The sequence below is a fragment of the Serinicoccus kebangsaanensis genome (assembly GCF_008919445.1).
Classification (GTDB): Bacteria; Actinomycetota; Actinomycetes; order Actinomycetales; family Dermatophilaceae; genus Ornithinicoccus; species Ornithinicoccus kebangsaanensis.
Genome location: NZ_VSLG01000003.1, coordinates 15,818 through 29,920, shown reverse-complemented (window position 1 = coordinate 29,920; position 14,103 = coordinate 15,818). Strand labels below are relative to the sequence as shown.

At 72.2% G+C, this 14,103-nt stretch carries 14 protein-coding genes; 7 read left to right on the top strand and 7 right to left on the bottom strand.

Annotated features, from left to right (window positions below; genetic code table 11):
* Positions 1–69 precede the first annotated feature (69 nt).
* From FXF60_RS04155 to xylB, 6 genes are read right to left on the bottom strand one after another with little or no spacing between them, the layout of a single operon-like run.
* The gene (locus tag FXF60_RS04155; protein WP_151524017.1) at positions 70–873 is read right to left on the bottom strand and encodes a GntR family transcriptional regulator; all 804 of its coding nucleotides are present in this window, start codon (positions 871–873) and stop codon (positions 70–72) included.
* 5 nt (positions 874–878) lie between these two features.
* Positions 879–1,529, bottom strand: a complete 651-nt coding sequence (eda, locus tag FXF60_RS04150; RefSeq protein WP_151524016.1) for a bifunctional 4-hydroxy-2-oxoglutarate aldolase/2-dehydro-3-deoxy-phosphogluconate aldolase — start codon at positions 1,527–1,529, stop codon at positions 879–881.
* A complete protein-coding gene (locus FXF60_RS04145; protein ID WP_151524015.1) occupies positions 1,510–2,484 on the bottom strand; it encodes a phosphotriesterase family protein in 975 nt (324 codons plus the stop codon). Before FXF60_RS04145 ends, eda begins: the two co-directional genes overlap by 20 nt.
* Complete coding sequence (locus tag FXF60_RS04140; RefSeq protein WP_151524014.1) at positions 2,481–3,383, bottom strand: shikimate dehydrogenase family protein; 903 nt, start codon at positions 3,381–3,383, stop codon at positions 2,481–2,483. Before FXF60_RS04140 ends, FXF60_RS04145 begins: the two co-directional genes overlap by 4 nt.
* Complete coding sequence (locus tag FXF60_RS04135; RefSeq protein ID WP_151524013.1) at positions 3,380–4,351, bottom strand: NAD(P)-dependent oxidoreductase; 972 nt, start codon at positions 4,349–4,351, stop codon at positions 3,380–3,382. Before FXF60_RS04135 ends, FXF60_RS04140 begins: the two co-directional genes overlap by 4 nt.
* The gene (gene xylB / locus FXF60_RS04130; RefSeq protein WP_151524012.1) at positions 4,348–5,841 is read right to left on the bottom strand and encodes a xylulokinase; all 1,494 of its coding nucleotides are present in this window, start codon (positions 5,839–5,841) and stop codon (positions 4,348–4,350) included. Before xylB ends, FXF60_RS04135 begins: the two co-directional genes overlap by 4 nt.
* A gap of 150 nt (positions 5,842–5,991) precedes the next feature.
* Between xylB and FXF60_RS04125 the strand changes: the two genes are divergently transcribed.
* The 5 genes from FXF60_RS04125 (at position 5,992) to FXF60_RS04105 (ending at position 10,818) form a co-directional block, all read left to right on the top strand.
* Positions 5,992–6,603, top strand: a complete 612-nt coding sequence (locus FXF60_RS04125; protein ID WP_151524011.1) for a glucose-6-phosphate isomerase family protein — start codon at positions 5,992–5,994, stop codon at positions 6,601–6,603.
* Complete coding sequence (locus FXF60_RS04120) at positions 6,597–7,022, top strand: RbsD/FucU domain-containing protein (protein ID WP_151524010.1); 426 nt, start codon at positions 6,597–6,599, stop codon at positions 7,020–7,022. The genes FXF60_RS04125 and FXF60_RS04120 overlap by 7 nt, the downstream gene beginning before the upstream one ends.
* Positions 7,023–7,123: 101 nt before the next feature.
* Positions 7,124–8,641: a sugar ABC transporter ATP-binding protein gene (locus FXF60_RS04115; RefSeq protein ID WP_151524009.1), complete on the top strand. Its 1,518-nt coding sequence runs from the start codon at positions 7,124–7,126 to the stop codon at positions 8,639–8,641.
* Positions 8,638–9,687, top strand: a complete 1,050-nt coding sequence (locus FXF60_RS04110) for an ABC transporter permease (RefSeq protein WP_151524008.1) — start codon at positions 8,638–8,640, stop codon at positions 9,685–9,687. The genes FXF60_RS04115 and FXF60_RS04110 overlap by 4 nt, the downstream gene beginning before the upstream one ends.
* 99 nt (positions 9,688–9,786) lie before the next feature.
* Positions 9,787–10,818, top strand: a complete 1,032-nt coding sequence (locus tag FXF60_RS04105) for an ABC transporter substrate-binding protein (protein WP_151524007.1) — start codon at positions 9,787–9,789, stop codon at positions 10,816–10,818.
* 106 nt (positions 10,819–10,924) lie between these two features.
* On the opposite strand, the gene FXF60_RS04100 is transcribed toward FXF60_RS04105, so the two are convergent.
* Positions 10,925–12,277, bottom strand: coding sequence for an enolase C-terminal domain-like protein (locus FXF60_RS04100; protein ID WP_151524006.1), 1,353 nt, complete (start codon positions 12,275–12,277; stop codon positions 10,925–10,927).
* Between the two features lie 163 nt (positions 12,278–12,440).
* Between FXF60_RS04100 and FXF60_RS04095 the strand changes: the two genes are divergently transcribed.
* The gene (locus tag FXF60_RS04095) at positions 12,441–13,325 is read left to right on the top strand and encodes a fumarylacetoacetate hydrolase family protein (protein ID WP_151524005.1); all 885 of its coding nucleotides are present in this window, start codon (positions 12,441–12,443) and stop codon (positions 13,323–13,325) included.
* Between the two features lie 17 nt (positions 13,326–13,342).
* Positions 13,343–14,101, top strand: a complete 759-nt coding sequence (locus FXF60_RS04090; RefSeq protein ID WP_151524004.1) for an SDR family NAD(P)-dependent oxidoreductase — start codon at positions 13,343–13,345, stop codon at positions 14,099–14,101.
* Positions 14,102–14,103: the final 2 nt, after the last annotated feature.

Here is a 14,103-nt window from a genome sequence, read left to right as displayed (position 1 = left end):
CGGCATCCTAGGTATGTCGCCCGTCGCCGTGGTGCAGGTCGTGCCGCAGCGGGGGTCCGCGGCGTGGGGTCAGACGATCCGCACGACCGGGTGAGAGGGTCCACCCTGCTCCGAGCGGGTGAGGCTCACCTCGAACCGGGACCGGTCGGCCCGGTGGTAGGCCACGAAGGTCTCCAGGGGCGTCCCGTCGGTGGTGAAGCTCACGCTGGTCAGCTTGAGCACCGGTCCGCCGGGTGGGATGCGCAGGTCCTTGGCCAGCTCGGTGTCGGCGGCCTGGGCCTCCACGACGCGGTCGCTGCGCTCGATCTGCAGGCCGTAGACCTCCTGCAGCAGGTGGTAGAGCGAGAGCCGGGTGAGGTCGTGCGTGAGCAGGTCGGGGGCGAGGGCGAACGGGACGTGGCTGATGGTGTAGACCCAGGGCTCGTCGTCGACGAAGCGGAGTCTCTCCAGGGCGATGACCGGTGTGTCGAGGTCCACCCCGAGACGGAGCCCGAGGTCGTGGTCGGCGGGCTCGACGGTGAACCGGCGGACCTCGCTGCGCAGCGTCCTGCCGAGGGCCGCGACGTCGTCGTAGAGCCCGTGGACGAACTGGACCAGGCTCTGGGAGGTCCGTGGCTCGGCGACGAAGGTGCCGCGGCCCCGGACCCGTTCGAGCACGTTCTCGCGGTGCAGCTCCGCCAGCGCCTGGCGCACGACGGGACGGGACACGCCGTACCGCCGGCCGAGGTCGTGCTCCCCCTCCAGCTGGTCACCCGGGCGCAGCAGCCCACTGCTCACCTGGTCCTGCAGGATGTGCTTGAGCTGCAGGTAGTACGGCGTCGACGCGCTGCGGTCGATCGTGCCGCTCGGCGGGGTCTCGGGCTCGGCGGTCATGGCGATCAGCTCCGGAGCGAGGCGGCGGTGGTGGCGAGGGCGGTCACCCGGTCCCAGTCGCGCTCGGCCAGCGCCGTCGCGGGGGTCAGCCAGGACCCGCCGACGCAGGCGACGTTCGGCAGCGTCAGGAAGGTGCCCGCCGTGTCGGCGGTGATGCCACCGGTGGGGCAGAAGACGGCCTGGGGGAGGGGACCGTGCACCGCCGCGAGGTAGGGGGCGCCCCCGGCCGGGACCGCGGGGAAGAACTTGAGCGCCCGCAGGCCGCGGTCCAGCAGCGTCATCATCTCGGTGAGCGAGGTCGCTCCGGGGAGCACCGGCAGCCCGGTGCCCAGTGCGGCGTCGACCAGCCCGGCAGGGCCGCCGGGCGTGACGAGGAACTCGGCTCCGGCGCGTGCGGCCTCCTCCGCCTGCCAGGGCGAGGTGACCGTCCCCGCGCCGACCACCACGTCCGTGACCTCGTGGGAGATCCGTCGGATCGCGTCCAGCGCCGCGCTGGTCCGCAGCGTGATCTCGACGACCTGCACACCGCCGCGGGCGAGGGCGCGTGCCAACGGGACCGCCGTGGCGGCGTCGTCGATCACCACGACCGGGATCACCGGTCCGCGGTGCATCAGGTCCACCATCGCGGACGGGGCGTCAACCTCGGTGCTGGTCATGGACCACGGAGCCTTTCTCTGGACGGTGCCGGGGGGCGGGTCCGGGTTCCCAGCTCAGCCAGCGGGCCGGGTTCTCGGTGAGGATCTGGTCGGTCGCCTCGTCGCCCACCCGGGCCCGGACCCGCGGGACGAAGCGGTCGAAGAGGTAGGCGAGGCCGGGCATACCACCGTAGGAGACGTAGCGGGATCGCCGGGCGACGTCCCCGCCGAGCAGCAGCCGCCGCCCGCCTCCGCCGGCGACGACCTCGGCCAGGCAGTCGAGGAGCATCGAGTCGGGCCAGCGCTGGTGCCGGGCCGCCCCGTCGTACCCCAGGTAGGCGCCCCGCGCCGCCAGCTCGAGATGCAGCCCGGGGTCGGGGTTGCGGTCCACGTGCGCGAGCGCGACGCGGTCGGGCGGGCAGCCGCTCTCGTCGAGCAGGTCCAGGACCTTGTGGGCGGCGCTGCCGTGCTCCAGGTGGACCATCACCGGTGCCCCCGTCTCGGCCGCCAGCTGCCCCACCGCGTCCAGCACCGTGCGCTCCACCTCGTCCGCGGACCAGTAGCCGACCCCGGCCTTGAGCAGACCCGCTCGGACGGCGGTGTCGTCCATCCCGACGAGCAGGTCGGCGCGGAAGCGGGACAGCAGGTCCGACCGGGACAGCTCGGTGGGCTGGTGCGGCCCCGGGTAGTGGGCGTGCCGGTGCAGCCCGGTGGTGTGGACGACGTGCAGGCCGGTGTCCCTGGAGATGCGGGCGACCGCCTGCGGGCGCCGGCCCAGACCCGTGGGCGTCGCCTCGACCATCGCGCTCGCGCCCGAGGCGAGCAGTGCGGCCGCCTCGGCGCGGCTGGCGTCCTCGTCGTCGAGGTCCTCACCGGGCAGCAGCGGGGTCACCTGGAAGAGGTGCTCGTGGTAGTCGGTGGGCCCGAGCGCGTCCGGAGCGATGTCGCCGAGCACCGTGCGGACGACGCCGGTCACGGTGAGGTCCTCGCGGCCTGCGCCAGCGTCTGGACCGTCTCGGGGGGCATGTCGACCCCGAACACCTCGGAGATCACCTGGGTCCACCCGTGGATGAAGTAGCGCCAGCCGTCCACGACGGTGAGGCCCTGCCCGGCCTGCTGGGCGCGTGCCTGGTGCAGGAACTCCAGGCTGCCGCGGTAGTTCAGCTCCCACACCACCGCGCCCCGGGGGAAGGTGGCGCCGTCCGGCACCGGGCTGCCCGGACGGTCCTTGCCCAGCCCGGTGGCGTTGACGACCAGGCTGGCCGGCGGCAGCGAGCGCAGCAGGTCGGACACGTCGGTCTCGTCCAGGAGCCTCGTGCGCAGGTCGAGGTCCGGCCAGCGGGCGGTCAGGGTGGCCCGGAGGTGCTCCAGCCGCTCCGGGGCGGGGTCGACGAAGGTGAGCGGGCCGGTGCGGTCCGTGCGCTGCGCGAGGTACCACCCCAGGGCGGTGCCCGCGCCGCCGGCGCCGAGGCACAGGACGTGCCCGCCGGCCGCGAAGTGGCCCGGGTCGAGGAACTCCTCGAGCGCCAGGCCGGCGGTCACCGGGTCCTTGGCGGCGCCCCGGGTCCCGGCCGGACCGAAGGCGATCGACGACACCTCCCCGACGGCCGCGGCGAACGGGTCGAGGTCGTCGAACATGTCGCGGGTCGCGTCCAGCAGCGCGATCTTGTGGGTGGTCACCAGGGCGCCGACGCAGTCCGGGTCCTCCTGCATCTCGCGCATCGCGGCGCGGTAGGAGGCGGCCGGTGCGTCGAGCGGGATGTCCAGCCCGACCAGCTCGGCGTCCAGGCCGAGCAGCTCGGACCAGACCGGGAAGAGGCGCATGATCGACGAGGAGCCCGTGGTGACGCCGACGAACCTCATCCGCGCGGTCATCGGGTGTTCCCCGCCCGGGTGGGCACCGGGTGCGCGGGTTCGCGTCCCTGCAGGACGTCGAGGACGGCTGCGACGGCCATCGAGCCCATGAGGTCGACCGCCTCGGTGGTCTGGGCGCCCAGGTGCGGGGTGAGGACCACGCGGTCGGCCAGGGCGGCCTCCAGGAGCGGGGAGGTCGCGCTGCCGGACTCGGAGACCAGCGTGTCCGCGGCATACCCACCCAGCCGACCGGAGGCCAACCCGGCGGCGACGGCGGCCTCGTCGACCAGGTCGGCGCGGGCGGTGTTGACCAGCACCTGACCGGGGCGGCTGGCGCCGGTCCAGGTCGGGTCCACGAGCGTCCGTCCGCCGGGTGCGTGCAGCGACACGACGTCGCACTCCTGCACCAGCTCGTCCAGCGTCGTGGGCTCCGGCCCGGCCGAGCGCACCTCATCGTCGGACAGCCAGGGGTCGTGGGCGAGGACGGTGCAGCCCAGCGCGGCCAGCCGCGCGGCGACCGCGCGCCCGATGCGACCCAGCCCCACCACGCCGGCGGTGGACCCCGCCAGCTGCCGTCCCCTCGTGACGCTCCAGTCGGCGTCCCGGACCCGACGGTCTCCCGCGGGCACGGAGCGCAGCACCGCGAGGAGCAGGGCGAGCGCGTGCTCGGCCACCGCCTCGGTGTTCGCCCCGGGCGTGTTGGTGACGGTGACCCCGCGGCGGGCGGCGGCGGCGAGGTCGACCGCGTCCACCCCGACGCCGTAGCGCGCGAGCACGCGCAGCCCGGGGGCCCGCTCCAGGTGCTGGTCGGTGACCGGGCCGGTGCCGGCGATCCAGGCGGTCGCGTCCACGAGGTAGGCCCCGAGCGAGGCGAGGTCGTGGTCCGCCGGACCCCGCACCACCCGGAGGCCGGCCTCCTCCAGGCGGCCGACGAGGTCGAGGGAGCCGGAGGAGAAGGACCGCGAGGTGACGAGGACGGTGGCGCTCACCGGGTGACCGTCCGGGTGCTGAACCAGGGCTCGAGCCGGTCGTAGGCGCCCAGGAAGACCTCGTGCTGGGCCGCCGCCAGGTCACGACGCGTGGCGTCGGGCGTGAACTCGTCGGTGAGGGAGGACAGGGTCCGGGCGACGTCGAAGCCGTCGACGAGGTCGAGACCGACCGCGGCCGTGACCGCGGCACCGAGGCTGTTGGCGTCGGCGACGATGGTGCGTTGCCGCACCGGGACCTGCCACACGTCGGCGAGCACCTGCATCCAGACCGCGCTCTGCGCGCCGCCACCGATGACGTCCACGGCCTCCATGCCCACGCCGTTCTCGGTGAAGGCGTCCATGCAGGTCCTCAGGTTGAAGGCGACACCCTCGAGCACCGCGCGGACCAGGTGCGCCGGGCCGTGGTGGCGCTGCAGCCCGGCGAAGGTGCCGGCGGCGTCCGCGTTCCAGTTCGGCGAGCGCTCGCCGAGCAGGTAGGGCAGGAAGAACAACCCCTCGTCGGCGGCGGCCACGTGCGCGGCCTCCGAGAGCAGCCGGTCGTAGGCGCCGGCACCGCCGAGCAGGTCGATCACCCAGCTCAGGCTCGCGCCACCGGCCTGCATCGTGGCGGTCGGCACGTAGTGGTCCGGGACGACGTGGTTGAAGGTCATCGACCGCAGCTCCGGGTCGTGCAGCGGGCGGGTCGAGGAGCAGGAGATCCACGACGACGAGCCGAGGCAGGCGTAGGCCGCGTCGTCGGCGGTGAGGACCCCCGCGCCCACGGCCGCCATCGGCCCGTCGCCACCGCCCAGGACCACGGGGGTGCCGGCATCCAGACCGGTCGCCGCGGCGGCCTCCGGGGTGAGCCCGCCGACCACCGTCGTCGACGGCACCACCTCGGGGAGCAGTCCCTCGTCGACACCGGCCGCGTCCAGCATCCGCGCCGACCACCGGCCGGCCACCTGGTCGAAGGCGTCGGTCCCGGAGGCGTCCGAGGGGTCGGTGACGAGCACCCCGGTGAGTCGATGGACGACGAAGTCCTTGGCCAGGCAGACGTGGCGGGTGCGCCCCCACACCTCGGGCTCGTTCTCCCGCACCCACATCATCTTGGCCAGCGTGTAGGTCGGGTGGATCCGGTGCCCCAGCTCGCGGTATGCCGTGTCCTGCCCGACCTCGGCCAGCAGCCGGTCGGCCTGCGGCGCGCTGCGGTGGTCTGCCCAGATGATGGCGGGTCGGGTGACGTGATGGGCCCCGTCCAGGAAGACGGCACCCATCATCTGCCCGGAGAGCCCGACCCCCCGGACCTCGCTGCTCGGGGTGCCGGTCTGCTCCAGCAGGCCCCGGGTGGCGGTGCCGACGGCCTGCCACCACTGCTCCGGGTCCTGCTCGGCGACGCCGTGCGCGTCGAAGCGGGTGGGGTACTCGGCGGTGAAGGTGGCCAGGGTGTGCCCGGCGTCGTCGTGGAGCGAGGCCTTGTCCCCCGTCGTGCCGAGGTCGTGCGCCACGATCATCGTTGTCTCTCCTGCGAGCCGGGGGCCTGATCCGTCTCCCAGAGACTGCCGATGTCATGACAAGTTGTCAACCTCTTGTCATGACAGGTCGTCACGGCTTATCGTCGGCTCTGTCGTCATCGCCGACCACCGCGACCGAGGAGATCCACCGTGCCGAGCCCGCCCCCTGACCCGGCCCGTCTGGCCGTGGCCACCGACGGTCGCCTGACCGGGGCCACCGGGCGCTACACCAAGCGTCTCGGGGACATGGACGGGGTCTACCGCGACCGCACGGCCTACGCCGAGCAGCTCGCCGCCCGGGGTGCTGACGCGGTGGTCTACACGGTCCAGGAGCAGCGTGACGTGGAGGACGACGGCGCGCTGATCGTCGGCACCAGCACCCTGCTGCCCGGCCGCTACGGCGACGAGTTCGCGGTGACCCGCGGGCACCTGCACGCCCGCCCGAACCGTGCCGAGCTGTACTACTGCCTCAGCGGCACCGGGGTCATGCTGGTGGACACCGTCGACGGGAGGACGAAGGCGCTGCCGCTGTCGCCCGGCGAGGCGGTCCACGTGCCCGGCCACTGGGTGCACCGCAGCGTCAACACCGGCACCGAGCCCTTCGTGACGATGTTCTGCTATCCCGCTGACTCCGGGCAGAACTACGCCCTCATCGAGGCCGCGGAGGGCATGGCGTCCCTGGTGGTCGACGACGGTGCGGGTGGCTGGACCACACGCCCCAACCCCGACCACCGCGGATACGACGGAGGAAGCCCGTGCTGAAGAACACCGACCCCCTGCTCACCGGATCGCTGCTGCGGCTGCTCGACGAGATGGGACACGGGGACGTCATCGGTCTGGTCGACCGCAACTTCCCCGCCTACCGCTACTCCGTGCCGGTGATCGACCTGCGTGGCGCGGACACCGCCGCGGCCGCGCGGGCGCTGCTGAGCGTCCTGCCCCTCGACGGCTTCGTCGAGGCCCCGGTCCAGCGGATGGAGATCGACGACGACCCGGAGCGCATCACGGACGCGACCACCGCGCTGGTCGCCGCGGCTGCAGGCGCCGGGGAGGGCGAGATCCGGGTCGAGCCGGTGGCCCGGTTCGACTTCTACGACCTCGCGGAGGGGGCGATGGCCTTCGTCCAGACCGGGGAGACCATCCCCTACTCGTGCTATCTGCTGCGCAAGGGTGTCGTCTGACCGAGATACGTCGTAGTATCGGCCAGACATAGGATGTCTAGTCGGTGAGAGGTCCCTCCCACCGACCGACGAGGATCTGACTTCGATGGAGAAGGTGACGAATGAGTGCACTCCTTGAGATCCGGGACGTCTCCAAGGGATTCCCGGGGGTGCAGGCGTTGCAGGACGTCGACCTCGTCCTCGACCGGGGCGAGGTGCTCGCCCTGGTGGGGGAGAACGGTGCGGGCAAGTCCACCCTGATGAAGATCCTCTCCGGCATCTACGCCAGGGACACCGGGACGATCAGCATCGACGGGGAGCAGGTGGAGATCGCCGGGCCCCGCGCCGCCCAGGAGCTCGGGATCAGCATCATCCACCAGGAGATGAACCTGCTGCCGCACCTCACCGTGGCGCAGAACATCTACATCGGTCGTGAGCCACGGGTCGGACCCATGCTCCAGGAGCGCGCGCTGCGTCGGCAGACGCAGGCGCTGCTGGACGAGATCGGCATCCGGCTGCGGCCCACCGCGGTGGTCGGTGACCTGACCGTGGCGCAGCAGCAGATGGTGGAGATCGCCAAGGCGCTGTCCTTCGAGTCGACCAAGATCTTGGTGATGGACGAGCCCACCTCGGCCATCAGCATCTCCGAGACGGAGGTGCTCTTCCGCCTCATCGCCTCGCTGCGTGAGCGCGGGGTGGGCATCGTCTACATCTCCCACCGGATGGAGGAGCTGCGCGAGATCGCGGACCGGGTGACGGTGCTCCGGGACGGCCGGTATGTCGACACGCGCGACATCGGCGAGGTCACCGACGAGGAGATCATCGCGATGATGGTCGGCCGCGAGCTCTCCGCGCACCACGAGGACCGGCCGGAACGGCAGGGCGGCGACGCGGAGGTCGTGCTCTCGGTCCGAGGACTGTCGACCAGGGGACTGCTGTCGGACGTCTCCTTCGACCTCCACCGGGGGGAGATCCTCGGCTTCGCCGGGCTCATGGGCGCCGGTCGCACCGAGACCGCGAGGGCGATCATCGGCGCCGACCCGATCAGCGCCGGCACGATCTACGTCCGCGGGGAGGAAGTCCGGATCTCGCGGCCGGACCAGGCGGTCCGCCGGGGGATCGGCTACCTGCCCGAGGACCGCAAGCGGCACGGGCTGATGCTGGAGCAGGACGTCGCCTTCAACGTGACCATGTCCTCGCTGGCCCAGGTCCGGGGTCCCCTCGGTGTCCTCCGCGGAGGCAAGGCCCGTCAGCTCGCCTCCTCCTTCGTCGATGCGCTGCGGATCAAGACGCCGTCGACGCGGGCGATGGTCAAGAACCTCTCGGGGGGCAACCAGCAGAAGATCGTCATCGCCAAGTGGTTGGCGCGGGACTGCGACGTGCTGATCTTCGACGAGCCGACGCGCGGCATCGACGTCGGCGCCAAGGAGGAGATCTACCGGCTGCTCCACGACCTGGCGGGCCGGGGCAAGGCGGTGATGGTGATCAGCTCCGAGCTGCCCGAGGTGCTGCGGCTCGCCCACCGGATCGTGGTCATGTCCGAGGGCCGGGTCACCGGTGAGCTCGCCAACGACGAGGCGGACCAGGAGAAGGTGATGGCGCTCGCCACCAAGAACATCGACGAGGGAGATGTGGCATGACTGAATCTCAGGCACCGGCGAAGGAGAGGCAGACCTCGGACGAGGGTGCCGAGGCCCCTCCGGAGCAGTCGACCGGCGGCTGGCGCGGCCGCCTCGGGCAGGGGCTGCAGCAGCTCCTCGCCTTCGGCACGCTCATGGCGCTGATGCTCTTCTTCGCCGTGGCCAGCCCGAACTTCTTCACCGTGAGCAACCTGACCTCGATCCTGCTGGCGACCGCGGTCATCGGCATCCTCGCCGTCGGCACGACCTTCGTCATCATCACCGGCGGGATCGACCTGTCGATCGGCACCGGTATGACGTTGTGCTCGGTCGTCACCGGTCTGCTGCTCACGGACATGGGGCTGCCGCTGATCGTCGGGGTCCTGGGTGGCATCGCCTTCGGTGCGCTCGTGGGCTTCATCAACGGCTTCAACGTCGCCGTCCTGGGGCTGCCGCCCTTCATCGCCACCCTGGCGATGATGATGGTCGCCCAGGGCCTGGCGCTCGTCCTCTCGGGCGTGCGACCGATCTACCTCAGCGGGGTGCCGGGCTTCCAGCAGATCGCGCTGGGTCAGCTGGTGCCCCGCATCCCCAACGCCGTCCTCATCCTCTTCGCCCTGGCCCTGGTGCTCGGGGTGGTCCTCACCAAGACCGTGCTGGGCCGGATGACCTACGCCATCGGCAGCAACGAGGAGGCCACCCGGCTGTCCGGCATCAACACCCGCCGGTGGCTGCTCGGGATCTATGCCCTCGCCGGCGCGTGCACCGGGCTCGCGGGCGTCGTCCTGGCGTCGCGGCTGAGCTCGGCCCAGCCCCAGCTGGGCATGGGCTACGAGCTGCAGGCCATCGCCGCGGTCATCATCGGCGGCACCTCCCTGCTCGGCGGCCGGGGCAGCATCCTGGGCACCCTGATCGGGGCGCTCATCATGAGCGTGCTCATCAACGGCCTGCGCATCATGGCCGTCCAGTCCGAGTGGCAGACGGTCGTGGTCGGCATCGTCGTGCTCGTCGCCGTCTTCGCCGACAACCTCCGCAAGCGCCGGGCCGAAGGGGGTGGCCGCGCCTAGCCCCTCCCGTCCGTCGATCCGCACGGACACCCGTGCCGACCCGTTCCACCACCCCCTGACGTCCTGATCGGACACCCATCCTGCAAAGGAGCAGACCACATGAAGCACAGCAGAGCGACCTTCCTGGCCGTGGCGGCCACCGCCGCCTTCACCCTGTCCGCCTGCGGCGGCAGCTCGGGCGAGCTCGTCGAGGACCCCGGCGCCGAGGCCGAGGCCGAGGGCGGCAGCGGTGGCGAGGAGGGCGGCGCCGAGGACGGTGAGTACGACATCGCCCTCGTCTCCAAGGGATTCCAGCACCAGTTCTGGCAGGCCGTGCAGTCCGGCGCGGAGGAGAAGGCCGAGGAGCTCGGGGTGAGCGTCACCTTCGACGGCCCCGCCTCCGAGACCGAGATCGACGCCCAGCTCCAGATGCTGCGCAGCGCCATCGAGCGCGGGCCGGACGCGATCGGCTTCGCCGCCCTCGACCCGGAGGCCTGCGTGCCGCTCTACGAGGAGGCCGAGCAGGCGGGCATCCCCGTGGTCGAGTTCGACGCGGGCTGCGACTCCGAGGTCCCGGTCAACATCTCCAAGACCGACTCGATGGTGGCCGGTGCCCTGGCCGCCGAGCACATGGCCGAGCTCATCGGCGGTGAGGGCAAGGTCGGTGTCGTCGCGCACAGCCAGATCAACAGCACCGGCGTCGAGCGGCGGGACGGCTTCGTCGACAAGATCGAGGCGGACTACCCCGACATCGAGGTGGTCGACATCCAGTACGGCGACGGGGACCACCTGAAGTCCGCCGACATCGCCAAGACCATGCTCGCCGCGAACTCGGACATGGCCGGCCTCTACGGCACCAACGAGGGCTCGGCCATCGGCATCGTCAACGCGGTCAACGAGCTGGGCATGGAGCCCGGCGAGGTCACGATCATCGGCTTCGACTCCGGTCAGGCGCAGATCGACGCGATCAACAGCGGTGTGATGGCCGGTCTGATCACGCAGGACCCGCAGGGCATCGGTCGCTTCACCGTGGAGTCCGCGGTGCAGGTCATCGAGGGCGAGGACGTCGAGGAGATCATCGACACCGGGTCCTTCTGGGTGGACCAGTCCAACATCGAGGACGAAGAGATCCAGGCGATGCTCTACCAGTGACAGACACCCGACGTCTCGTCGCTGTCCCGCGCGGGGGCCTGGCTTCGGCCGGGCCCCCGTCGCCGTGACCCGCAGGCCCGGACGCGACCGGCCGGAGCCGGTCGCGTCACACCTCGACGGGCTCCGGCCGGCCGAGGACGGGAGTGGCGTCCGTGCGCTCGGTCCCCGACCACGCGGCGCCGGAGGGGAAGGCATACCGCTCCCGGCTGTCCTGCCTCATCTCGGTGCCGGCGCCGGGCGCGAGGGGAGCGCGGTAGCGCCCCCCGTCCAGCACCGTGGGGGTCACGAAGTGCTCGTGCAGGTGGTCGACGTACTCGACGAACCGGCCGTCGGCAGACCCGGACACCGAGACGAGGTCGAACATGCTGAGGTGCTGCACGGCCTCGCAGAGTCCGACTCCGCCGGCGTGCGGGCAGACCCGGACGCCGAACTTGGCGGCGAGCAGCAGGATGGCGATGTTCTCGTTGACGCCGGCCACCCGCGTCGCGTCCAGCTGCAGCACCTCCAGGGAGCCGGCCTGGAGCATCTGCTTGAAGATCACCCGGTTGGCGGCGTGCTCGCCGGTGGCGACCGGGATCGGGGCGATGGCCCGCGCGATCGCGGCATGGCCCAGGACGTCGTCCGGGCTGGTGGGCTCCTCGACCCAGGCGAGGTGCTCGTCGCCGAGCCCGCGGATCCAGTCGACCGCCTCCTGAACGTCCCAGCGCTGGTTGGCGTCGACGGCGATCGCCACGTCCGGCCCGACCGCGTCCCGGGCGATGCGCAGTCGCCGCACGTCGTCGGCCAGGTCGGTCCCGACCTTGAGCTTGATCTGGGTGAAGCCGTCGGCCACCGCCTCCTCGCACAGCCGCCGCAGCTTCTCGTCGTCGTAGCCGAGCCACCCCGGGGTGGTGGTGTAGGCCGGGTACCCGTCTCGGAGCAGCTGCTCCTGGCGCTCGGCGCGGCCGGGCTCGGCACGACGCAGCAGTTCGAGCGCCTCCTCACGGGTGAGCGCGTCGGTGAGGTAGCGGAAGTCGACCAGGTCGACCAGCTCCTCGGGAGCCATCCCCGCCAGCAGCTGCCACAGCGGCAGGCCCGCCCGCTTGGCCTTGAGGTCCCAGAGGGCGTTCACCACCGCCCCGATCGCCATGTGCATGACGCCCTTCTCCGGCCCGAGCCAGCGCAGCTGCGAGTCGTGCACGAGGCGCCGCCAGGTCCCACCCATGTCGTCGAGGAGGGGCTCGACCGGCTGGCCGACCAAGAGCGGCCGCAGCGCCTCGAGCGCAGCCCGGACCACCTCGTTGCCCCGCCCGATGGTGAAGACGAAGCCATGGCCGCTGAGCCCGTCGGCGGCGTCGGTCTCCAGGACCACGTAGGCCGCGGAGTAGTCGGGATCGGGGTTCATGGCATCCGAGCCGTCGTGCGTCCGCGAGGTGGGGAAGCGGATGTCCAGGCTCTCGGCGGACGCGATGGTGCTCATGTCGGGGCGCTCCTCAGCTGGGTGATAGTGTCGCTCAAGATTAGACATCCGATGTTTGACGGTCAATGGGCCGGTGCACGATCATCGGACGACCACCCGATCCGGCGCGGGATCGCGCCACCCGGAGGCCCCGGCGTCCGGGACACGACAGAGAGGCCAGTCGGTGCGATTTCTTCAGGTGGGTGAGCCCGGCGCGGAGACACCCGTCGTCCAGGTCGAGGAGGCGGGGGAGGTGTCGACCTTCGACCTGTCGCCCCTGACGGACGCGATCGACGGGCCGTTCCTCGAGGGGGACGGACTGGCCCGGGCGGCCCGGGCCGCGGGTGAGGGGTCGCTGCCGCGGCTGGACATCGAGGGGCTGCGGATCGGCGCCCCGATCGCCCGGCCCGGCGCGGTGCTCTGCATCGGGATGAACTACGCCGCCCACGCCGCCGAGTCCGGTGCCGCGCCCCCCGAGCGGCCGGTGCTCTTCCTCAAGACGCCCAACACCGTGGCGGGTCCGCACGACACCGTGCGCGTGCCCCCCGGCAGCGAGAAGACGGACTGGGAGGTCGAGCTGGCCCTGGTGGTGGGGCGGCCGGCCTGGCAGCTGTCCTCGCCGGAGGAGGCGCTCGGGTGCATCGCGGGCTATGCGCTGTGCAACGACCTCTCGGAGCGCACCTGGCAATTGGAGGAGTCGGGCGGGCAATGGTCCAAGGGCAAGTGCGCACCGGGATACTCCCCCCTCGGCCCGTGGCTGGTGCCGGCGCAGGAGGTCGACCCCTCGGCCCTGCGGCTGCGGTCCTGGGTCAACGGCGAGCCGCGCCAGGACTCCTCGACCGCCGACCTGATCTTCTCGGTGGGCCAAATCGTGCACCACCTGAGCCAGTACCTCCGGCTCGAGCCGGGAGACCTGGTGCTCACCGGCACGCCGGAGGGCGTCGCCCTCTCCGGGCGGTTCCCCTACCTGCGACCCGGGGACGTGGTGGAGCTGGAGATCGGGGGACTCGGCCGGCAGCGTCAGGAGCTCGTGGCGGACGACCCGCACGGCGCAGGACCGACCCGGTGAGCGGGGAAGGAGATCACATGAGTGGGCAGGAGATGGACGGGCTGACCGCCCTGGTGACCGGGGGAGCGTCCGGCATCGGTGCGGCGGCGGCCGCTGCCCTGGCCGCGCGCGGGGCCCGCGTCGCGGTCCTGGACCGCAGTCCGGGAGGGGCGGAGGCGGCACTCGCGGTGCAGGCGGACGTGGCCGACCGGGCCTCGGTGGAGTCCGCCGTGGCCGAGGTCGTGCAGCGGTGGGGTCGCCTCGACATCGTCGTGAACAGCGCCGGGGTCGGGGCCCAGGGAACGGTGGCGGACAACCCCGACGAGGAGTGGGCCCGCGTGCTGGACATCAACGTCGCAGGCACCGCCCGGGTGGTCGCCGCGGCGCTGCCGCACCTGCGCCGGTCCCCGTCCGCCGCCGTGGTCAACGTCAGCTCCATCGCGGCCACCGCCGGGCTGCCGAGCCGGGTCCTCTACAGCGCCAGCAAGGGGGCGGTGCTCTCGATGACCCTGGCGATGGCCGCCGACCACCTGCGGGAGGGCATCCGGTTCAACTGCGTCAACCCGGGGACCGCCGACACCCCGTGGGTCTCCCGCCTGCTCGAGTCGGCGGCAGACCCCGCCGCCGAGCGCGCCGCCCTGGAGGCCCGTCAGCCGCACGGTCGCCTGGTGTCGGCCGACGAGGTCGCCGAGGCCATCGCCTACCTCGCGTCCCCCCGCTCCGGGTCCACCACCGGCACCGCCCTCGCGGTGGACGGTGGCATGCAGGGGCTGCGGCTGCGCCCCGTGGGCTCCTGACA